Here is a 21,444-nt window from a genome sequence, read left to right as displayed (position 1 = left end):
TTCATACATGAAATTAACGCAAATAAAGACAAGCTATAAAAATAATACCGATGGAATGTATCAGAAAAGGTGGTAAAGAGCTGTTATGACAGAATTCGAAAGGAAACTTGTGCAGTCTTTCAATGATTATTTTGAGAATTGCAATATAAAAGCGATAGCCCACCGCATTAAACAACATCGTTTCACACCCCAGTTTTTGGATGTAATGGTAGATTCTTTGAACCCGGACTATTATTTAGGGATAGAGTGCAAGAGTATTTCAACTGAAAAGGGGGCCAATGCACTTTATTTCAGTCAGCATTTCACCATAGACAAAAATGGGGCACATCAGGTAATACGCATATCGGAATACCTGAGAAGGTCCGGAAGGGCCGGATTTCTGGTTGTTGAATTACGACAGGGGTCCGGGAAGTCCCGGCAAGCCTATATAATCCCCTGGAAAGATATCGAGGAAAAATACGAATCAGGAGAACTGAAATACACAATTGATGAAATTAAACTTTATTCAAAGCTTGAAAGAAAGGGTGACGCATATCATATCGAACCTGAAAAATGGGCCAAGCAAAATAAATGGATGCAGACGGGGGAATGACATATAGAAAAAGTACTCAGATCAATGAAAGAACATGCAAGAGAATGTAATACAGAAATACAGAAACATGAATCTGTATATGTGGTATCCCACATTGACGCAGACGGCCTGACTTCTGCCGGAATAATATGTAAAGCCCTGCAACGTGCAGGTATCAATTATGAAATGAGATTTGTAAAACAGCTGGATGACAATATCATAGAAGACATCGCAAATATAAATCCGGAACTTGCAATCTTCACAGATCTGGGAAGCGGCATGCTGGACAGCATAACTGCAAAGGGTATCAATGCCATAGTATCAGATCATCACCAGCCTCGTGGAGAAGGGAAATATCACCTCAATCCCCATCTTTTCGGTGCTAACGGATCATACCAGTTAAGCGGCTCCGGAACAACCTACATCCTTGCAAATGAGATTGGCCAGAATAGAGATCTGGTTGATATAGCCATGGTTGGTGCTATCGGAGACATGCAACACCTAAAAAAAGGGCAGTTGACAGGTGTTAACCGCCTGCTACTTGAAGAAGGAGTGAAAAACGGCCATCTAAGTTACGAAAAAGATCTCACCCTTTTTGGTAAACAAACCCGCCCGGTCTATAAACTTCTGCAATTTTCTTCTGATCCTTTCCTGCCAGGCCTGTCCGGTGACGAGGATGCATGCATAGGCTTTCTCCATGACATGAATATCCGGTTTGGGGGCGATGAACGATGGAGACGCTGGATTGATCTTGAATCTGCAGAAAAACAGAGAATAATATCCGGGGTCATGCAACACTGTATCAAATCCGGGCTTCAACCCTTCAAGGTTGAGAGATTGATCGGGGAAGTTTATGTCCTGCTCAATGAACGTGAAGGAACGGAAATGCGGGACGCTTCCGAATTTTCCACACTGCTCAATGCCACAGCACGCTATGACCACGCAGAGACCGGACTGGCCGTATGCATGGGAGAACGGGGAAAGGCTTACGAGGATGCAAAGAAGCTTCTTGGAGAACACAGGCAAAATCTTGTCAACGGCCTAAAACTTGTGAAAGAAAACGGCATTATACAACTGGACCACATACAGTATTTTGATGCAGGAAACAAGATCAAAGAAACGATTGTCGGCATTATCGCCGGTATGAGCATTACTTCTGCCGGAAGACGGGACAAGCCCATAATTGCCTTTGCGGATTCAGATGATGGTGTAAAAGTATCCGCCCGGGGAACACAGGACCTTATCAGGAAGGGGCTCAACCTATCACAGGCAATGTCAGATGCGGCCGGCTTCGTAAACGGCGCAGGAGGAGGACATGACATTGCAGCAGGAGCGACAATACCTGCAACGGGCAGAAACGAATTCCTCAATAAGCTGGATGAAATAATAGGAACCCAATTCCAGAAAAACTAAATTTAGAAATAGTCTTCGATTTTGTCCATGGAATTGATATCCATCAGTGTAGACATTGCATTGGTGCGGATATTGATTCCCTGTTCTTTCATTATAGCCATTGGATTGGTACCCCCGATAACCACCACACCAAAATGGTCACGTTCCACTGGAACATCGAGTACACGGCTGTTGGGGTCCCCTACCTCCAGAATACCATTTATTCCAATATCCATCATTCCCGAAAGAACACTGTTAATCTCATCCCTTTTTGCAAGATGGACTTCCCTTAAGTTTGCAAGAATCTTACCCGAACCGGTCTGAAGCATCCGGGTTACAGAGGTAATATCCTGTGACATGAGTACTTCAAGAGGATCTATTGTGGTGCTGGCATAGGTCAGCACATCAGTAAATCTGACGGGCAGACCATTGCGGATCTGCACAACTCCCCCGAATTTGGGATTTGTCATAATTCCCGATTTTAGCAAGACCCCGTCTATGGTCATACTACACATTGTAGCGATGCCTACCTTACCCTCCGGTATGGTTAGATCACCTATAACGTCTCCGCTTTCCAGGACCTTTAAGAAAGGACTTACTGAAAGGCCGCTGTTGGAAGTAAGCTTCAAAAACTCCAGTACATCGACAATATCATCCGCATCAGCAATGGAGAGGTTGACAATTATATCCCCCTCCATACTTTTTAAGTCCAGGGTGGTCCTGAATATAAGGTCTTCGATCTTTGAAGACGTGAACTGCACAACACCACGTTTATCCTGCATTGATACACCCTTAAATCGTTTTTATGAAAAATATACACAATAGTTTATATGTTTACTCATTGATAATCTGATTGAAAATATCAGTATACTTTTCAGGCACTGTCAGGAATTCCAGCCGGGAAAGATCTTCAACTAATCCGTACATGTCCTCCCTCCTGAAAAGGCCGAATTCAGGCACATCCATCGGTTTAACGTGACGTATTTCAGGCACCTGCGAGTATGCAGAATTTTTTATAAAGCCATCTTCAAGTAAATAATAGGCACCACCTTTTTTGTTTCTTACAGGCTCATACACCGAGGAAAAATCACGACACACCCAGTTGGCCATTTTGAGGGTTGAATCCGATGCATTGATCGTAATATGACCGTATCCGGGAGGTACAACCACCACGTCCATTGCGCTGGCTTCCACAACCACAACATCCTCAACCTTACCATCATTAACTTTCTGGAGAAGATAGGTAGCACTGCCTTCATGTACCTGATAAACCTCTGCATAGGAAAGATTGCTGCCCGGTACCTGCGGATGATAATGACCGGCTGTTTTTACATATTCCACTCCCAACATTGCCGGAGGTATTATTGTGATATCATACCTGAGGTTATGTGATTTTATTTTATCAAGATCGCCAGGGTTTTGGGACAGGTCCCTGTACATATAATAGAGTTCTTCATTTTCCCTTCCTTCAAGCCATTTTTTGTCATAAACAACTTCAGCCATATCATAAAGCATACGTACATCTGGTACCCTTTCAACCCCACCGAAAATAATTTCATTTGACATTATCATACTCCTTCAAGACTTATTCCCCTTATAAGCTGCCAGCGGCAATATTAATAAACAAAAGAATTTAAAACTTTCCTCCAGTGCCTTTTTAAATAGAGGCTGACATTATGTAAAACGGGATGCTGTAATGGATAGAGAAATCAGGTTAATACATACTGCTGATACACATATTGGTTATCGGCAATATCACAGCGATGTACGCCGCCGGGATTTCCTGGAAGCCTTTGAAAAGGTAATTGATGATGCCATTGACATGAAAGTCGATGCTGTAATTCATGCAGGAGACCTGTTCGATTCCCGCAATCCCACCCTGGAAGACATTCTCGAAACAATTCAGATAATGTCTAAATTAAAAGCGGCCGAAATTCCCCTGCTGGGAATTGTGGGTAATCATGAAAGCAAACAGCAAACCCAGTGGCTCGATCTGCTGGAAAACATGCGTCTGGTCAGGCGCCTGGGCAACAGTCCTTTTATGGCAGGCAATATTGCGATTTATGGTATAGACAGTATCCCCCGACCGAAGATACAGTCTTTTGACTACTCCGTTTTTGAAACTGCCCGGGAAGCTACACACAATATCCTTGTAATGCATCAGCTAATGAAACCGTTTCCTTTCGGGGAATGGGATGTGGCTGAAGTAATCCATTCATTCCCCTGTGCACTGGATGCAATATTGCTCGGGGACTACCACAAGTATGAAAAAACAAAGGTGGAAAATACATGGGTTACCTACTGTGGAAGCACAGAAAGGAACAGTGCTGCAGAAGAAGAACCCAGAGGATATAATTTAATCACTGTTTCCCAAAAAGGCATTGATATAGGCAGGCGACAAATAAATACGAGAGAATTTTTGCACATCGTAGTGGACATCAAGGATGAGAATGATGCATACCGCGATATTTTCAATACGATCCGCGAATATGATGTGAAGGAAAAGGTCGTTTTTATTGAACTAAAAGGCAATTTACAGGTGGATATTGCCTATAGTGAGATAGAAGAATTTCTTGATAAGCAGGGAGTACTGGTCAGTCGCATATCCGATTTGCGAAGCAATTGCCCTGACGAGACTGAAAATCAACCGGAAATAATATTCTCAGATCCCGACATTGCTGCCCGGGAAGAAATCAAGAAAATGGATCTTACAGATGCAGGCCTGTTGATTGATGAAATCATAAGGGACCTGTCCATACCTAAAACCACCATCGACCACAAAACAGAAGCTTCTATAGCGACGATGATAGAACAAATGGATTTCAGTCAGGAAATTCCCTTAAACATTCACCGGCAAAAACAAGTTGAAAGTAATCGGAAAGAAGAGCCATCCCAAAAGGAGGAGCCTGTCTTCGTTGAAAAGGGAGAAGATAAAAAATCCCGGCCTCCAAGGAAGAAGAAAAAGGAAACCAATGCAGTGGACAAGGATGTTGAGCAAAAACCACAGAAAACAAAGGTTCCACGACAGTACAATCTGGGGGATTATCTTTGAGATTTAAACGACTTAAAGTGAAAAACATACGCAGTTACAGTGATCTCGAGATTGATTTCAACGATGGTGTAACTGTGGTTTCGGGAGTCAACGGAAGTGGAAAATCCAGCCTTCTTGAAGCCTGTTTTGTGGGACTTTTCGGCCACAGGGGGATTCCAAAAGATTTCGTACTTGCAGACCTGGTGCGCAAGGGATGTGAAGAAGCTGTAATTCACCTCGAATTTGAGCACAGGGGGCAGGAGTATGCTGTCATTCAGGAATTTCGCAACAATCCCGAAACGGGCAAAGCCTCCACCACCAAATCTTATCTGGAGATTGACGGGGAAGTAGTTGTAAACCAGGCCACACAGACGTATGATTCCATTCGAAATCTGCTGCGCATGGATGAAGAAGCCTATAAGAACTGTGTATATATCAGGCAGGGAGATATTGACGTTCTCATCAATGCCCGCAAAAAAGACAGGCAGAGGATGATAGATGACCTTTTGCAAATAGGCAGACTGGAAGAGTACCGGGAGCGGGCAAAAAGTGCCAGGACCGGTGTGGGGAGACATATCACTGAAACTCATGCCCGGATTAAGGACCAGCAGGAAGAGATTGAAACAATTGACGCAACCAAACCCGTGGCCAGGAAAAATCAGTTGAATACGGATTTGAAGCAATTGCAACAGGAAGTTGCGAATCTGGAGACGATGCGAGACAGAACCAGCACCCGTATCGAAAAGGATCGCCAGCACATCGAGCAATATACCAGAACCCAAAAGCAGATCGATGAACTGGACAGGGGAATAAGCGGACTGGAAAAACGGAAAAAAGAAGCTCTCACATCCCTGGAAAGTAAAAGGAAGGAGGGAGACAGGCTCCACAAATCCATTCTGGAAATTGAAAACAAAATACAGGAATTATATGATTATTTCGAACTTGACGAAACCACAGATGTGGACAATTTCACTGCCCGTACAGAAAAAGAAGAGCGGGATGCTTATGAAAAAATCAGTCAAATAAAAAACAAACAGGACCTGAAACTACAGGAAAGGGAAAATTCACAGAAAGGCCTGACTGAAACAAAACAAAATCTCAGTGCACTGGAAGAAGCAATCAAAAAAAGATCCACTCAGGAAAAGAATCGGTTAAAGGAAATAGAGGAAATCAACCTGGAGTATTCGGTGCTGGAAGACGAGATCGGGACACTCCTTGAGAATGCCCAATCAATGGGTTTTGATCGGAGGAAACTGGACAATCTGGAGGAATTGGAAGACCTGCTTTTGAACAAGCAACGTCATCTCCATGGAAAAGAAAAGGAAGTCAGAACCCGGCTAGACCAGCTCTCAAAAACACTCACAGAACATAGAAACCTGCTGGAAAAAGGAGCCTGCCCCACATGTGGACAGGACCTGCAGGGCTCGACCATTGTCAATGATACTAAGGAGGAAGAATTACAGAAAAAAGAGCTTGAGGAGCAACTTGAAAAACTCATCCAGGACACGCAAAGGACCGAAGAGAAAATTGCCACCCTAAAAGAGGCAGGCAAAATAAAAAAACAGGTCGATGAAAAAAGACAGAAGCAATTGCTTATAAATCAAAAGCAGGAAAACCTGACCTCCTACAATGAGGAATTGAAGAAACAAAACCAGGAGGATGAAAAGAAAAAACAGGAACTTTCAGAAAGGATAGGAGAACTGGAAAAAGATATTAAAAGAGCCGAAGATGAAATAAAAGAAATACAGCAAACTGCAAAAACTGCCACCGAGCATCATAAGAAAATGAAAGAAAATCTTGAAAGTGCAAAATACCTGATAAAGATAAGGCAGGATCATACACAAATGCAGAGTGATCATCAACACCTGAAAACAGGTATTGCGGATATTCAGGAAAATGTGCGTTTCATTGATGAACAGATAGCAGAGAAAAAAAGGAATAAAAAGCAACTTGAAAACGAACTTGGCAAGGAAAATATCGAAAAACTGGAGAAGAAATTGCATGAATTCCAGCAAGCTTATCAAAAAATAATTGGGGATATTGAAGAAAAGAACAAACAAAAAACGGATCTTTTAAAGGAAATAGGGCAAATAGAAACCAACCTCAAAAGGAAAAAAGCGTTGCAGGAAAAACTAAAAGTATTCAATAACCGGGAAAAGTACCTCAAAGCTGTAAGAAGTGATGTAGAAAATCTGGAAGATATGTACATGAGATTGCGTGCAGATCTGCGTACACGCAATATTGATGCACTGGACAGATTGCTCAATGAAATCTTTTCCTTTATGTACACCAACAATGCCTACTCACATATCCAGCTGGATACTGATTATGAGCTTACCATCTATGAGAAGGACGGGACTCCCCTGGAACCCAAATTGTTGAGCGGAGGAGAGCGGGCGATCTTTAACCTTGTTTTAAGATGTGCTATTTACAGGTTACTTTCGGAAGGACTGGCCGGCGGGGAATACCGTAATGAAATGCCCCCTCTGATCATGGATGAACCCACTGTGTTCCTGGACAGGGGACATGTGCACCAGCTTTTAAAGTTAATAGATCTTATGAGGGACATGGGAGTCGGCCAGATACTGATAGTATCCCACGATGAAACCCTTATCGATTCGGCTGATAATGTATTTGAAGTCCAGAAAGATCCCACTACAAATATATCTTCCATTATTGCGCAATGAAAGCATATAAGAATAATTTAAATAGAATATTTATAAGAATAAATAAATCATATTCATATTGAGGGAATGAACGTTTTGCGAGGAATTGGATGGAATCCGGGCAGAGAGATTTAATTATTGAACGTCTTGAAAAGCAGATCCGTAACAAAGAAGAGGAAATATCCGATATCAAAACAAATCTCAAGAGTTCTATTATGACGGAACTACGAGAAGAATTGAGAAATGATATGGATATAAACAAGAGGCTGGCCGAACTTGAGCAACAGGTCAAAGAAATATCTACAAATATAAATGGAATCCTTGAGGAACTCCTGGACCAGAAATCGCGTATCCGGGAAATGGAACAGGCAAACAAACAGCAACCCGGGGAAAGGGAGTCCGATGCATGGAGCAAATATGAAGAAGGAACAGTCAGCCAGGATGCTTATACCGAGGAAAAGGAGCCTGTACCCCAACCTGCAGAAACCAGTAACGATACCCCTGAAAGATCCCGGTCTTCCCCCGAGCAAAAAAGAAAACCTCGTATGCACTTCCAGATCAGGGATGTCGATAAAATGATGCCTTCTGAGAAAAATCAGGAAAATGAGGTTTCTGAAGAGGAAAAAGATGAGTACATCGTTGCTGAAAGTGAGAATCGCAAAGTGGAAAAGACCATCAAGCCAGAAACCCAGAACGAGAACTGTGAATACATAATTGCCGGTGACAAGGGACCCCTGGAAAATAAAAAGGAGTGCGAATACGAAACTGTCGAAAACAAAGATGAGGACTCTGAAATAATCGTCAGGAAGAAGAAATCGTTCTAAAGTCCAAAGAGGATTGGCGTGTATATTAAAAAGATAGAATTTCTGAATTTCAAATCATTCGGGAAAAAAGTAAAAATCCCTTTTTTTGATGATTTCACAACTATTTCAGGCCCCAACGGAAGTGGTAAATCCAATATAATTGATGGTATTCTTTTTGTACTGGGATTGTCCAGCTCCCGCACATTGAGGGCGGAAAAACTTACCGACCTCATATATAACGGGGAAAAAAGCAAAAATCCCGACAATGCCCAGGTTACCATTTATTTTGATAACAAGGACAGGGAACTGCCTGTTGACAACGATGAAGTAGTGATCAGCCGGAAGGTACGTAGCACAGACAATGGTTACTACAGCTATTTCTATTTCAACGGCAAATCAGTAAGTCTTGGCGATGTGCACAATTATCTTGCAAAGGCCCGGGTCACCCCCGAAGGATACAATGTCGTAATGCAGGGAGATGTCACACGAATCATCACAATGACCGCCGGGGAGCGACGCAAGATCATAGATGAGATTGCCGGGGTAGCAGAGTTTGACAATAAGAAGGAGAGAGCCCTCAATGAGCTTGAAGTTGTGAGGGAGCGCATTGAACGGGCAGATATCCTGATAGATGAAGTGGATAAGCAAAAGGAAAAGCTCCAGGGAGAACGTGACCAGGCCGTCAAGTATCAGTCCCTCAAGGAAGAAAAGATGAAGTTTGAAGGTTTCGTGCTGCTTTCTAAACTCAAGGATGCAAAAACCGAACTTGAAGGAGTCGGGCAGGAATTCAGCGCCCAGCAGGAAAAATTGGAAGAAATCTCCTCTGAACTTAAACAGAAAAAAGATGTCCTGGAACAAAGGGAAGAAGAATTACGCTTACTTAACCAGCGCATCCAGAAGATGGGCGAAGATGAGCAGATCGAGGTAAAAAGGCGAATTGAAGAGATCCGTGGGGAAATATCGGGATGCAGTGACCGTATCGAATATGCAGGCCAGGAAATCGATGAGATCGATGCCGCAAGACGCAGGTCTTTTCTGGAAATCGATGAATCAAAGGGTAAGGTAGATGGCATCGAGGAAAAGATTAAGGAACACAGTTTCCAGAAGGAAACCCTGCAATCGGAAATTTCTGAAAAACGCACCCAGAGAATGCTACTGCAGAGCAGGATTGCCGATGTGGACGAAAAGTTTGCCCGTACAAGGGACGAGCTTTCTGCAAACAAGGAAGAACTGGAACAACTGAAAACCCAGAAAAACGAGCTCATGCGTAACGAGGACAGGCTGCTGGATTCCCTGCGTCGCAAATCCGCAGACGTAGCAGAAATAGAAGATGAGATCCGGCAGGCAAAGGAGAAGGCCAAGTCCTCTGAAAGCGATACTAAATCCGTCCAGTATGATATTGACAAACTCAACGAAAAGATAGAAGGGTTGACAAAAGACCTGGATGACCTGGAAAGCAATCGTTCTCAGATAAAAAAGGTTGTCAACGACCTTGAAAGTGACATACGCAGCAAACAACAGGACTACGCAATGCTTGAAGCCCGTGTGAGGGCAGCAGAGGATACAAGCAGGTATTCCAGGGCAGTAGACGCGGTAATCAAGGAAAAAGACAAACATGGCCTGCCCGGTATTTATGGCACCATAGCAGAGCTGGGGAAAGTAAACCAGAAATATTCAACCGCCCTGGGAATCGCTGCAGGAGGACGAATGCAGGCTGTTGTGGTGGATACGGACGAAGATGCTTCCCGGGCTATTGCTTACCTGAAACGCCAGAGATCGGGCAGGGCAACCTTCCTGCCCCTGAATAAGATGGAAGCACGCAGACCCTACAAAAACCTCTCCGACAGGGAAGGTGTAATAGGTTATGCTATTGATCTTATCGATTTTGACCCGAAGTTCGAAGCAGCCTTCTGGTATGTATTCCGGGACACCCTTGTTGTCGATACCCTTGAAAACGCCCGAAAACTGATGGGCGGGTTGCGTATGGTAACCCTGGAAGGCGAGATTGTTGAGAAAAGCGGGGCAATGAGCGGTGGCTCCCAGCGCAAGTCCGGCCTGTCATTTGCAGCCTCTGAAAAAGATAAACTTGTCAGGATATCCGAAGAACTTACCAAACTGGAATCACGCAGAAGCAATGCGATCAATAAACTGGATACTACCGAGGGGCATATTTCAAACACCAACAAGGAAATCCAGCAGTATGAGAACGAGATCGCACGCAAACAGATGCAATTCGAGGAGATTGGTAAGCGCGGAGAGACGCTTGAAAAGTTGCTCAATACCAAGGATAAGGAACTCAGGCAGATCGAGGAAGAACGCCAGCAGATGCGAACGGAGATGAATGAGACCGTTGAAAAGAAAGAGCATCTGGAAGAAAGGGAACAATCCCTGCAACAGAACATAACGCAGATCGAGGAAAAACTCGCCGATTCGGAAATTCCCGAGCTCAATAAGCAGGCAGAATCCCTGGATGAGGAACTGCGCCGCCTGGACGGAAGAATAAGGGATATTGACGGGCAGATCAATGCTCTTGAACTCGATAAAAAATACGCAACCGAGAAAATGGAACAAAATCGGGAACAAATCGCCCAGATGGATGAGAAAAAGCGTACACTAAAAGAGCGCATAGAAGAACTCAAGAATAAGATCACATCCCTGGAAAGCGAACTGGAAGAAAAGAAACAACGTGAAGAAGAACTCACAGGTGAACTGCGCCAGCTTCAGGGAGAAAGAAAGAATAAGGAAATGGCCTACTCAACCCAACGTGATGAAGTTGACAGGGTCAAGAGCCGCTATGAAAAGGCAGAGAATCAGAAAATGGCACTTGAGGCCACACTGGATGCCGTGAAGGAACAAATTGAACAGCTCCGCGAAGAGATCACACGCCGTGGCCTTGAAGAGACTGATGAAGTCCCTGGTTACGAAACCGTGCGTACAAGGATAACTTCGATTGAAAAGGCAATGGAAGCCCTGGAACCTGTGAATATGCGGGCAATAGATGAATATGAGGAAGTAGAGCAGAGAATTGTTGATCTCAAAAGCCGCAGGGCAATACTGTTCAATGAAAGAGAGCAGATCCTGGATCGTATCGACCAGTATGATAACCTTAAAAAAGAAACATTCATGGAAACCTACAATGGCATTAATGATGCCTTCAAGGAAATCTTCAATGAACTTTCCGATGGTGTCGGGGAACTTGTGCTGGACAATGAAAAAGACCCTTTCTCCGGAGGCATGACCCTCAAAGCCCAGCCCCGGGACAAAACCCTGCAACGACTGGAAGCGATGTCAGGTGGAGAAAAGAGTCTCACAGCACTTGCATTTTTATTTGCTATCCAGCAATATCGTCCCGCACCCTTCTATGCTTTTGATGAGATCGATATGTTCCTTGACGGAGCAAATGCTGAAAGGGTTGCCAGGCGTGTTAAAAAGGCGGCAAGCAATGCCCAGTTCATAGTTGTCTCTTTGAGAAAACCGATGATAGAAGCTGCCGAGCGCACAATAGGCGTAACAATGCAGCAGGATAATATCACAAGTATTACGGGTGTGAAAATACGGTGAACAGTACATCGGTAAAAAACGATGAAATCCCGTTGCTGGAAAACATAGGACAGGGTATTGACCCTGAATTCCTGAAAACCTTGAAGGAACTGGGTGTTGACGAAGAAGAACTGGAATTATCAGATGATGTGCTCTGTGAACCTGTAGAGATCCTCGTAAACCTTGCAAAAAGTGAAAGTATCAATCCCTGGGATATTGATATTGTAGAGATTACGGATAAATTCCTGGAAAAAATAGAAGAAATGAAGATAATGGATCTCAGGATCTCAGGCAGAACACTGCTTTATGCTTCCATTCTCCTCAGAATGAAATCCACAGGTATCATACAGGAAGAAGATGAAGAACCCGATGAAGAGATACCTGATGATGATCTCGAATTCCAGAATGAAGAAGACTATCCGGTACCCAAATTGCCGATTAGGCGTGCTGCTACAAGACCTGTCACCCTGCAGGAACTTATAAACGAATTGAAAAAGGCAGAAAATGTTGAATCCAGAAGAACCCGGAGGCGACAAAAACGTGTCCTCCACATGGAAGAGGAGCCTACCACTGAAGATGTGCTTGGTATTGCTCATGAGGAAGACATAAAGGGGCGTGTCGAAGACCTGGAAGAAATAATTGAAGAGATGCTGCACGGGAAAGAAACGGTCACTTTTACTGAGATCATAGATCCCATACCCTCCCGTTCAGAAAGGGTAATGACGTATCTGTCCCTCCTTTTCATGGCTTCACAGAGGAAAATCTGTTTGAGACAGGATGAACTCTTCGAAGAATTGTATATATACTCTTATGGAAATAAAGAGCAGCCTGTTTGAAGGGGTTGGTTTGAAAAATGTCCGACAGGGAAATCGTTGAAGCTGCACTTTTTGCAGCAGGTAGTGCAGTTGAGATACAAAAACTGCAGAAAATACTTGACAAAGATAAAAAACAGGTCACAAAAATTGTAGAAACCCTCATCCGGGACTATGAAAAAAGAGAATCCGGGCTGGAGATCGTGGACCTGGGTGAAAGATATGTCATGCAGGTCAGGTCAAAGTATTCCGATATTATCCGTCCCTTTGCACCCCGGGAGCTTAATTCTCCCATGCTACGCACCCTTTCCATGATAGCCTATCATCAGCCTGTAGTACAATCGGATATTGTAGATATGCGCGGCAACAAGGCATATGATCATATCCGGGAATTGCAAGATCGGGGATTTATCGAAAGTACCCCCCACGGCAGGACAAAACTGCTCTCCACCACCCCTCTTTTTGCAGATTATTTCGGTCTTGAGAAAAATAAACCCGAACTTATCCGCAACAAGATGATAGAACTTTCAAAACAGCAAAGTGGCAAAGAAGGACTTGACCGCTGGCTTGGACGCAGGTTTGTCGGATTTACTCCCATGTATGAATCGCTGGCACAGATGTGTGGAATCAAAGATTACCGCATGGTAGATGCTTATAATCCCACCGAGCAAGAACTTCAGACCCTTGATACGGTTTACAAAATGGTTATTTCCCGGGGATATAAGGAAGAGGTGGAAAAACATTATTCAGGAGAGATTATCGAAGCCGGATCCACTACGTTTGATGATCTTGCAGAGGCCGTCAATATACTGAAAAGCGAGGGAGACCCGGCCAGGGTAAAAGAAACCCTGGAGCTGCTCGAGGAACTAAAGAATGAATACCGATCAAGAGCCATGACCATAAGTGCCAGGGTCACCCCGCAAACCGAGATGGTGGCACGCATTGTTAAAGATCTGCATATCGGTGTTTCAAAAGATGGAATACTGATTGCCCCGGATTATGAAACAAACACTTCTGGTGAGGAAATCGGAAGAAAAGCGGATATCCTTGTCCCAAGCCATCGTAACCTGGAAGGTGGCCTTATAGAGAGAGTCAAAAGCAAGTATGATGCTGTTATCAAGGGTCTGCGGAAGGCAGAAGAAGGTAAAGCTATTTAAATAGGTATTTAAATTAAGAAACAATAAGAATATATAAACTATCTGGAATTATTTGCTTCAATTTCCAAGGACCTGAGAATATGACAGATTATAACATTAAAATAGAAAATGTGGTAGCTTCCACCAAACTTGCCGAGGAATTCGACCTTACAAAGATCGAAGCTGAATTTGAAGGAGCAGAATATAACAAGCAGAAATTCCCCGGTCTCGTATATCGCGTATCAAACCCAAAGGCGGCATTTCTTGTTTTCACTTCCGGGAAAGTGGTCTGTACAGGTGCCAAAAACGTAGATGATGTACACACTGTAATTGCGGATATGGCCAAAAAACTCAACGGTATTGGCATAGATACCCTCGAAAAACCGGATATAACCGTACAGAACATTGTTGCATCCGCTGATCTCAAAGCTGTGCTCAATCTTAATGCAATTGCAATCGGACTCGGCCTTGAGAATATTGAATATGAACCTGAACAATTCCCCGGACTCGTTTACAGGATCGATGAGCCAAAAGTTGTCGTACTAATCTTCAGTTCCGGCAAACTGGTGGTTACCGGTGGCAAATCCCCGGAAAACTGCGAAGAAGGAGTAGAAGTAGTAAGACAACAGCTGGACAATATGGGCCTCCTTTAAAGGGAAAAGTGTGACTGAAGATTACAGGGAAGATGTTTGCATCCTCATACCCACATTGAATGAGGGTGCCACCATCGGCCAGCTTATTGAAGATTTTAATACCGAAGGTTTCGGGAATATTTTTGTTATTGATGGCAATAGCTCTGATGATACACAGGAAATTGCCAATAAAATGGGTGCAAGAGTTGTTGCCCAGACCGGTAAAGGAAAAGGTCAGGCTGTCCAGGATGCCCTTGCGATGATAGATGACCCTTATGTCATTATGATCGACGGGGATGGAACCTATCTTGCAAAAGATGTTCATTCAATGCTTGAACCACTGGAAGCAGGAAGGGCGGACCATGTTATTGGCAACCGGTTTGCAGATTTTGATCCGGGTGCTTTTACAAAACTGAATCTTATCGGTAACAAGATACTTAACAAATTTTTTAGTGTCATATACAGGAAAAATCTTGTAGACATCCTGTCTGGCTACAGGGGATTCACAAACCAGGCAATCCGGGAACTGGAACTTCATGAGACGGGTTTTGAGATCGAATCCGAGATTGCTGTTGACAGTATGAAAAAAGAACACCGCGTAGAAGTTGTTCCAATCACCTACAGGCCGCGTCCTGATGAAGGAGATACGAAACTCAACCCACTGAAGGATGGTTTTGGGATTGGCAGTACGATTTATAAAATGGCCAAATTTCACAATCCGATGTTCTATTTCGGGATAATGGGCGCCATACTTACTCTTAGTGGCATATTACTGGGAATCTATGTCGTAAGCGAATGGATGATAGGTATTACCCATATACCAATGACTACCCTGACAGCATTGCTCATTATTTCGGGAATCCAGATGTTCATATTCGGAATGCTGAGTGATCTCGTAGTATCCCTCCACAGGGAAACAATGCGTACCCTTCGCCGTCAGCAAAGATGATTTTTGCCAGAAGGGAGGATAAAACAACTTCACTTTACTTTTTAGAAGCAATATTTTGTTACTTATATGTGATTCTCTTATTATGCATGTACACTCAAAAGCAATACCTGCTTGCTGCTAACTAATTATACATGTACAGCCCAATCAGGACATGCATCAAACTCAAAATCACTTTACATCAATGCAACTTGATTTTTTAATAAGGTTTAAATAAAATATGTACCCATTTCCCATCATTAAAACGAGGTAAAAACATGTCAATCGTAACAGATGCCAAGAACGGAATTATTACCGAAGAGATGAAAAGGGTTGCAGAATTTGAGGGCGTGGAACCTGAATTCGTGCGCCGTGGAGTCGCAGCCGGCAGAATCGTAATACCTGTTACCCCCTACAGGGACATCAGAGTGTGTGGTATTGGAGAAGGCCTCACTACGAAAGTGAACGCTTCCATCGGAGCTTCTTCGGATATTGTCGATGAGGAACTGGAAGTCGAGAAGGCAAAGGCAGCACAGGCAGCCGGTGCAGATACTCTTATGGAACTGGGTACCGGCGGGGATTTCCTCGGAATCAGGAAAAAGGTCTGTGACGCAATCGATCTGTCTGTAGGTTCAGTACCACTCTACCAGGCCTTTATCTCAGCAGCCAAAAGGGACGGTTCCATCGTCCACATGACAGAAGACGATCTGTGGAACGCAACCGAGGAACAGGCAAAACTCGGTACAAACTTCATGGCTATCCATACCGGTATCAACAACATCGTACTGGACAGGCTTAAAGCCCATGGCCGCTATGGCGGACTTTGTTCCCGTGGCGGTGCCTTCATGAGTTCCTGGATGCTCCACAATGAAGCCGAAAACCCCCTTTACAAGGACTTCGATTATCTCTGTGAAATCCTCAAAGAACACGAAGTTACCCTTTCTACCGGTAACGGAATGCGTGCCGGCGCAGTTCATGATGCAACCGACCGTGCACAGATCCAGGAACTGATCATCAACTCCGAATGTGCCCAGAGGGCCCACGACGAATATGACCTCCAGGTTATTGTAGAAGGTCCCGGTCACGTACCACTGGACGAGATCGATATGAATGTGAAACTCATGAAATCCATGAGTGACCACAAGCCATTCTACATGCTCGGACCACTTGTCACAGATGTTGCCCCGGGACGTGACCACATCGTCACCGCAATCGGTGCATCCCAGTCCGCAGCAGCCGGCTGTGACTTCCTGTGCTATGTAACTCCTGCAGAACATCTTGCCCTGCCAAATAAGGAAGATGTTATCGAAGGTGTAAAGACATCCAAGATTGCAGCCCACGTTGGTGACATGGTCAAACTAAACAAACGTGATCAGGATCTGGCAATGGCAAGGGCACGCCGTGACCTTGACTGGGAAAAGATGTACAGTCTGGCACTTGATCCGGAACTTGCACGTGATGTCAGGAACAGCCGTGCACCGGAAGACACAGATGCATGCACCATGTGCGGAAACTTCTGTGCCTTAAAGATCGTAAACCAGAACTACGATCTTGCAAAGTAATACCTCCGGGTATTACTTTTATCTACTCTCCTTTCCATATTCTTTTTTTATCCCGGGCATTCTCTTATAATTAGTTCTCAAACCTTGCAGTGTCTATATTAATAGTATCTTTAAATATAAAAGAGGACACATTACGGTTACGGTATAACATTGCAGGGATTTTTATCATGTGGAGAGGGAGATACTTGCAGGCCGATGAAAGCGGTGTATCGGATGTTGTGGGGACAGGGGGTGAGATTGTCCGGATTCACAAACCTGACGGATTCCGATATCACATACAATAATAACAGCGAAATAACTATAAACTCATTATTCAAATTTCAAAACGACATTAAAACGGAGTTTCAAAATGAAAAAAGCCATTATCGAGACAGACAAGGGAGACATCGTGCTTGAATTATTCGAGAATGATGCACCCCGAACGGTTGCCAATTTTGAAAAACTTATCAAGCAGGGATTCTATAATGGCCTGAACTTTCACAGGGTTATTCCTGATTTTGTGATACAGGGAGGATGCCCCAAGGGCGATGGAACAGGTGGGCCGGGTTACACGATCAAATGCGAAATAAATCCCCGCAAGCATACAAAGGGCGCCCTGTCAATGGCCCATGCAGGCAAGGATACCGGGGGAAGTCAGTTCTTCATAACCCATTCCCCCCAATCCCACCTGGACGGTATGCACACGGTTTTTGGAAAAGTCATTGATGGAATGGACGTTGTATATAAAATCAAACCCGGCGATGTAATGAACCGCCTGCGTGTAGTGGAAGAGTGAAAACAATAGGTGGTAATAGTGGGGAATGGATTTTATATTCAGGATAGGCAAATCTGCCGGATTTTTCTTTTGCAAAATGAAAATATTGATCCTGCTGGCAATATTGATTCTGGTTCTCCTGTACATAATCAGGATTGCCTGGCTTCCTGAATTGGGCGGTATCTGAATAGATACTCCCTTCTTTATATGCCAGTATTACTAATATACCTGATATACAAAATATATCCAGGAGGTCGTACCTTAGCAGATCCGCAACCAATAAGAATAAGTGTCCTGTACAGCGGGGAATTCGGGAAAAAGGTGCTGGGCAATCTCATAAATTCCGATCAGTTCTGCACATCCTGCGGGGAAGCCTGCGATCACTGTCGACAGGGACGCAAATCCTATTCCGGGTTCCTTACAGAAATCCATGAACTGCCCGCAGATCTGCCTGAATTTGTGGAAGAGCCGGAAGAATACCTGCCTGCTGACCTGAAACCCTGTGATCTGTTCCTTGCAATGGATCTGCATCCGGATTTATTTGCCGGCCTGCCGACAGTTGCGAAAAAAGCACATGCAAAAGGCGTGATAGCACCTGTTGAAAATCCCAAACACGCCCCGGCAGGCCTTGTCCGCCAGGTTGCAGAAAAACTTCAGAAAGAGGGAATCGAATATGCTTTCCCCAAGCCTTTCTGCAGCCTTGAGAAAACAGGCCAACATGTAATTGACAGATTCGTGGAAATAGGGTTTGGGAAACCCAAAATCGAAATAATACTTGATAATGAGGAAATCACAACCGCACGGGTAATCAGGGATGCTCCCTGCGGATGCACATGGTTTGTTGCCCGTAAACTTGTCTATACCGAAGCTGCAGATTTCAAGGAAACGGTTTCCTCTGCCCATCATGCATATCCCTGTACTGCAAGTATGGATAATGATCCTGAAATCGGGGATACCATACTGCACAAAGCAGGCTATATTGTCCGGGAAAGTGTGGGCTCTGCACTGGATAATGCACAAAAGGAGAATACAAATGCCAGATAACAAGAAAATAGCAGTAGTTCGCTGTGCTATCGTTGCAGAAACCTGCCCCGGGATAGGATGTTTCAAGGCATTCAATGAAAAAACAGTCGCTTTCAGTGATTACGATGAAAATACGGATATGACCGCATTTTTCACATGCGGCGGATGCCCGGGGAGAAGGGTGTTCAGGCTTGCCCGGTCCCTGAAAAAACACGGAGTGGAAACAGTACATCTCAGTTCCTGTATGCAAATGGAAAATTATCCGGAATGTCCTCATGTGGACTCAATAAGGCAGACACTGGAAAATACAGGAATTGAAGTTGTGGAAGGTACACATCATTAACGGAAGGCTTGAAAATGATAAATCGGATGATAGTCAAAATAGACGAGGAAAAATGCAATGGTTGTGGCAAATGTGTCAGCCCCTGTGCCGAGGGTGCCATCCGGATAATAGATGGTAAAGCTAAAGTCGTATCTGAAGAACTGTGCGATGGCATGGGATTCTGTATCGGGGTCTGTCCACAGGATGCAATATCCATTGAAGAAAGGCAGACCATGGATTTCAATCCGCAGGCAGTTAAAGAAATGCAGGAGAATGAAGAAAAATATACCGAAGCCGGGTCAATACACTGCTTTAAGTGTGACAGGGATGAAAATGAGAGATACCTGATGCCCCTGAGACATGGAAAAGAAAGCATCTGGGTCTGTACCCGCTGTCTGCCTGCACTCATTCATGGTTAAGGGTGGAAACATGATCACGATCGAACTATCAAATCCGCCGGACAACCTCTGCGATTACACTTACAACTTTTGCTGGAATAGTGATTTCAATCCGGATTCTGTCATCCCCCACCAGCAAGGCACAGAGTACACATACAGGGAAATAGTCGATCATCTCAAAAAGACAGGTACTGTACAGATTATCGGTGATGTCGGAAAACGGCTTGCTCAGGGAATGGGCACCAGCATATCCCACCTTGGAGGCAGCGGGAAGACAGAAAATGCCGGCAACATCATAATAGACGGTGATGTTGGCGCTGAAGCAGGGATGGGAATGGTATCCGGCAACCTATACATAATGGGCGACATCGGAAAACCCATGGGAAATATAGTGGAAGTTGAATCCGATAGGGAAGGATATCGCAAATTCGTGTCAATCACGGAATTGGTCTGCGAGGAATTGCAGGAAAAACTGCTGCTAAACAAACTGGAAGGAAATAATCTCCTGCTCAATGATGGAATCCTGCGCAATACCCTGGCAGCCCGTTGCAATTGTGAGGCCAGCATTACAGTAGAAGGAGATGCAGGCAACGGAAACGGATTGCTGATGGAAAGAGGAATGTTGCTAATCAAAGGGGATAGCGGCATGAATACTGCAGCCCATCTCAATGGCGGAACAGTTTACGTAGAGGGTAAATGTGAAGCCTTTGCCGGTGCATATATGAAAAACGGAATACTGCTGGCAGATGATGCAGGCAGCCATGTCGGGGCGGACATGAAAGGCGGGACCATATATTCAAAGAAAAAGGCCAATATTGACCCACCTGCAAAAAAAGGGAAAATCGGCCACGAAGATATACGCACAATAAGGAAACTCACAGATGCCGGCAGATTTGAGGTTTTGCGTTACAATAAATACGAAGCCGGAGAAGAAGGCAAATATATAACGATCAAGATGCGTGACGGCTCCCTGGTCAGAAGGCCTGTGGATTAAGACTTTTCAGCAATCGACCTAAATAAGAAAGATGAATGATCCGGCCGGAAGCTCGTTTGCCAAACGGAGAAATGGCGCTGTTGCAAAAAGGGAGTGATATCATACCATTCAACTGCTGGCCGGACCAATCAAAGTAATCAGGTACTGCACACCCTCCGACCTTTATCGGTAAGCTGGTATGTAGTACCATAGGAAATCCCACGATTACAGCATCCACAGGATTTACAGGTGCCACAGGAAAGAAGCTCGGGGTTTTCATTAATGTCTCCGATTTTCCTGACATGCCCCATTTTTTCCATTAATTCAAGCATGCCTTTCAGTTGCCGGGTGTTCATATTCATTTCCGCAGACAGGGCATTGAAGGAGATGCTGCCCCTTCTATCCATTTCTGCCATTTTTTTCAATACATACTTGTATCCCAGAACCATCTTAAAATCCTCCCTGATTTACCGGTTTAAACCTGTTTTTCCAGACAGCATATACAACCCCGGATAAAATGCCCAGATACAATGCTGGTTTGAAACTGTCAACAAATGTCCATTTTTCGTAACCTTCCATGGCAAGTATATAGGCATTGATAAGATCTGCTACCATACTCAGGAAATACAGGGTGCCGAACACCAGGCAGAGCAATATTCCCACATAGGCATAGGCGGATCCTTCAAAGGAGTCCTTTGAAAACTCAAAGGTTGCGACGAAAAATACCGCACCGATTACCACAAGCACAAGACCCCCGGCCAGCTCAGCAGGTAACAGACTGGAGGATACAAGGGAAGCGGGCAGAAGACCCACTCCCTTGGCGACCTGAACCAGGCCTGCGGCCATATACAGTATTCCCCACAGCAGGGAAATATACTTCAAACCATTATGATTTTTTTCCATT

General features: G+C 44.3%; 21 protein-coding genes. 17 read left to right on the top strand and 4 right to left on the bottom strand.

Annotation, left to right across the window (positions count from 1 at the left end; translation table 11 throughout):
• The first annotated feature begins 85 nt into the window (after positions 1–85).
• Complete coding sequence (locus CP947_RS04455) at positions 86–592, top strand: hypothetical protein (protein ID WP_096712042.1); 507 nt, start codon at positions 86–88, stop codon at positions 590–592.
• Positions 593–616: 24 nt separating this feature from the next.
• The gene (locus tag CP947_RS04450) at positions 617–1,984 is read left to right on the top strand and encodes a single-stranded-DNA-specific exonuclease RecJ (RefSeq protein ID WP_096712041.1); all 1,368 of its coding nucleotides are present in this window, start codon (positions 617–619) and stop codon (positions 1,982–1,984) included.
• A gap of 2 nt (positions 1,985–1,986) precedes the next feature.
• Here the strand turns inward: CP947_RS04450 and CP947_RS04445 are convergent, their stop codons facing one another.
• A complete protein-coding gene (locus CP947_RS04445) occupies positions 1,987–2,745 on the bottom strand; it encodes a DUF128 domain-containing protein (RefSeq protein ID WP_096712040.1) in 759 nt (252 codons plus the stop codon).
• 52 nt (positions 2,746–2,797) lie between these two features.
• Positions 2,798–3,529 (bottom strand): glucose-6-phosphate isomerase family protein, encoded by a 732-nt coding sequence (locus tag CP947_RS04440; RefSeq protein ID WP_096712039.1) that lies wholly within the window; start codon positions 3,527–3,529, stop codon positions 2,798–2,800.
• A 130-nt stretch (positions 3,530–3,659) separates the two neighbouring features.
• Between CP947_RS04440 and CP947_RS04435 the strand changes: the two genes are divergently transcribed.
• The 15 genes from CP947_RS04435 (at position 3,660) to CP947_RS04370 (ending at position 20,561) form a co-directional block, all read left to right on the top strand.
• Positions 3,660–5,015: a metallophosphoesterase family protein gene (locus CP947_RS04435; RefSeq protein WP_096712038.1), complete on the top strand. Its 1,356-nt coding sequence runs from the start codon at positions 3,660–3,662 to the stop codon at positions 5,013–5,015.
• The gene (locus tag CP947_RS04430) at positions 5,012–7,681 is read left to right on the top strand and encodes an AAA family ATPase (protein ID WP_096712037.1); all 2,670 of its coding nucleotides are present in this window, start codon (positions 5,012–5,014) and stop codon (positions 7,679–7,681) included. The genes CP947_RS04435 and CP947_RS04430 overlap by 4 nt, the downstream gene beginning before the upstream one ends.
• An 89-nt stretch (positions 7,682–7,770) precedes the next feature.
• On the top strand, positions 7,771–8,484 hold the full coding sequence (locus tag CP947_RS04425) for a DUF7518 family protein (RefSeq protein WP_096712036.1): 714 nt from the start codon (positions 7,771–7,773) through the stop codon (positions 8,482–8,484).
• An 18-nt stretch (positions 8,485–8,502) separates the two neighbouring features.
• A complete protein-coding gene (gene smc / locus CP947_RS04420) occupies positions 8,503–12,024 on the top strand; it encodes a chromosome segregation protein SMC (protein ID WP_096712035.1) in 3,522 nt (1,173 codons plus the stop codon).
• Positions 12,021–12,839, top strand: a complete 819-nt coding sequence (locus CP947_RS04415) for a segregation and condensation protein A (protein ID WP_096712034.1) — start codon at positions 12,021–12,023, stop codon at positions 12,837–12,839. The genes smc and CP947_RS04415 overlap by 4 nt, the downstream gene beginning before the upstream one ends.
• Before the next feature lie 17 nt (positions 12,840–12,856).
• Entirely contained in the window at positions 12,857–13,972 is a 1,116-nt protein-coding gene (gene scpB, locus CP947_RS04410) for an SMC-Scp complex subunit ScpB (protein WP_096712033.1), read from the top strand.
• A gap of 80 nt (positions 13,973–14,052) precedes the next feature.
• Positions 14,053–14,604, top strand: a complete 552-nt coding sequence (locus tag CP947_RS04405) for a TATA-box-binding protein (RefSeq protein ID WP_013038250.1) — start codon at positions 14,053–14,055, stop codon at positions 14,602–14,604.
• Between the two features lie 10 nt (positions 14,605–14,614).
• Positions 14,615–15,532: an S-layer glycoprotein N-glycosyltransferase AglJ gene (gene aglJ, locus CP947_RS04400; protein ID WP_096712032.1), complete on the top strand. Its 918-nt coding sequence runs from the start codon at positions 14,615–14,617 to the stop codon at positions 15,530–15,532.
• 254 nt (positions 15,533–15,786) lie between these two features.
• On the top strand, positions 15,787–17,070 hold the full coding sequence (gene thiC / locus CP947_RS04395) for a phosphomethylpyrimidine synthase ThiC (RefSeq protein ID WP_096712031.1): 1,284 nt from the start codon (positions 15,787–15,789) through the stop codon (positions 17,068–17,070).
• 349 nt (positions 17,071–17,419) lie between these two features.
• On the top strand, positions 17,420–17,845 hold the full coding sequence (locus tag CP947_RS04390) for a peptidylprolyl isomerase (protein WP_096712030.1): 426 nt from the start codon (positions 17,420–17,422) through the stop codon (positions 17,843–17,845).
• Between the two features lie 25 nt (positions 17,846–17,870).
• Positions 17,871–18,011, top strand: coding sequence for a hypothetical protein (locus CP947_RS10500; RefSeq protein WP_164909002.1), 141 nt, complete (start codon positions 17,871–17,873; stop codon positions 18,009–18,011).
• A 20-nt stretch (positions 18,012–18,031) separates the two neighbouring features.
• Positions 18,032–18,868, top strand: a complete 837-nt coding sequence (locus CP947_RS04385; RefSeq protein WP_394328814.1) for a DUF166 domain-containing protein — start codon at positions 18,032–18,034, stop codon at positions 18,866–18,868.
• Entirely contained in the window at positions 18,858–19,190 is a 333-nt protein-coding gene (locus tag CP947_RS04380; RefSeq protein WP_096712029.1) for a CGGC domain-containing protein, read from the top strand. Before CP947_RS04385 ends, CP947_RS04380 begins: the two co-directional genes overlap by 11 nt.
• Before the next feature lie 14 nt (positions 19,191–19,204).
• Positions 19,205–19,588, top strand: coding sequence for an ATP-binding protein (locus tag CP947_RS04375; RefSeq protein ID WP_096712028.1), 384 nt, complete (start codon positions 19,205–19,207; stop codon positions 19,586–19,588).
• 10 nt (positions 19,589–19,598) lie between these two features.
• Positions 19,599–20,561 carry a formylmethanofuran dehydrogenase gene (locus tag CP947_RS04370; RefSeq protein ID WP_096712144.1) on the top strand — a complete coding sequence of 321 codons (963 nt, stop codon included), beginning with the start codon at positions 19,599–19,601 and terminating at the stop codon, positions 20,559–20,561.
• A 137-nt stretch (positions 20,562–20,698) separates the two neighbouring features.
• On the opposite strand, the gene CP947_RS04365 is transcribed toward CP947_RS04370, so the two are convergent.
• The gene (locus tag CP947_RS04365) at positions 20,699–20,989 is read right to left on the bottom strand and encodes a FeoC-like transcriptional regulator (protein WP_096712027.1); all 291 of its coding nucleotides are present in this window, start codon (positions 20,987–20,989) and stop codon (positions 20,699–20,701) included.
• Between the two features lies 1 nt (position 20,990).
• Complete coding sequence (locus tag CP947_RS04360; protein WP_096712026.1) at positions 20,991–21,443, bottom strand: hypothetical protein; 453 nt, start codon at positions 21,441–21,443, stop codon at positions 20,991–20,993.
• Position 21,444: the final 1 nt, after the last annotated feature.

This window comes from Methanohalophilus euhalobius (assembly GCF_900215215.1).
In the GTDB taxonomy this organism is placed as follows: domain Archaea; phylum Halobacteriota; class Methanosarcinia; order Methanosarcinales; family Methanosarcinaceae; genus Methanohalophilus; species Methanohalophilus euhalobius.
This window is presented reverse-complemented; position numbering and strand designations above follow the sequence as displayed.

Bases quoted from the DNA above. Each gene is read 5' to 3' on its own strand.
- CP947_RS04455 (WP_096712042.1), top strand. From the start codon at position 86: ATGACAGAATTCGAAAGGAAACTTGTGCAGTCTTTCAATGATTATTTT.
- CP947_RS04450 (WP_096712041.1), top strand. From the start codon at position 617: ATGAAAGAACATGCAAGAGAATGTAATACAGAAATACAGAAACATGAA.
- CP947_RS04445 (WP_096712040.1), bottom strand. From the start codon at position 2,745: ATGCAGGATAAACGTGGTGTTGTGCAGTTCACGTCTTCAAAGATCGAA.
- CP947_RS04440 (WP_096712039.1), bottom strand. From the start codon at position 3,529: ATGTCAAATGAAATTATTTTCGGTGGGGTTGAAAGGGTACCAGATGTA.
- CP947_RS04435 (WP_096712038.1), top strand. From the start codon at position 3,660: ATGGATAGAGAAATCAGGTTAATACATACTGCTGATACACATATTGGT.
- CP947_RS04425 (WP_096712036.1), top strand. From the start codon at position 7,771: ATGGAATCCGGGCAGAGAGATTTAATTATTGAACGTCTTGAAAAGCAG.
- scpB (WP_096712033.1), top strand. From the start codon at position 12,857: ATGTCCGACAGGGAAATCGTTGAAGCTGCACTTTTTGCAGCAGGTAGT.
- CP947_RS04405 (WP_013038250.1), top strand. From the start codon at position 14,053: ATGACAGATTATAACATTAAAATAGAAAATGTGGTAGCTTCCACCAAA.
- thiC (WP_096712031.1), top strand. From the start codon at position 15,787: ATGTCAATCGTAACAGATGCCAAGAACGGAATTATTACCGAAGAGATG.
- CP947_RS04390 (WP_096712030.1), top strand. From the start codon at position 17,420: ATGAAAAAAGCCATTATCGAGACAGACAAGGGAGACATCGTGCTTGAA.
- CP947_RS10500 (WP_164909002.1), top strand. From the start codon at position 17,871: ATGGATTTTATATTCAGGATAGGCAAATCTGCCGGATTTTTCTTTTGC.
- CP947_RS04385 (WP_394328814.1), top strand. From the start codon at position 18,032: ATGCCAGTATTACTAATATACCTGATATACAAAATATATCCAGGAGGT.
- CP947_RS04380 (WP_096712029.1), top strand. From the start codon at position 18,858: ATGCCAGATAACAAGAAAATAGCAGTAGTTCGCTGTGCTATCGTTGCA.
- CP947_RS04375 (WP_096712028.1), top strand. From the start codon at position 19,205: ATGATAAATCGGATGATAGTCAAAATAGACGAGGAAAAATGCAATGGT.
- CP947_RS04370 (WP_096712144.1), top strand. From the start codon at position 19,599: ATGATCACGATCGAACTATCAAATCCGCCGGACAACCTCTGCGATTAC.
- CP947_RS04365 (WP_096712027.1), bottom strand. From the start codon at position 20,989: ATGGTTCTGGGATACAAGTATGTATTGAAAAAAATGGCAGAAATGGAT.
- CP947_RS04360 (WP_096712026.1), bottom strand. From the start codon at position 21,443: ATGGAAAAAAATCATAATGGTTTGAAGTATATTTCCCTGCTGTGGGGA.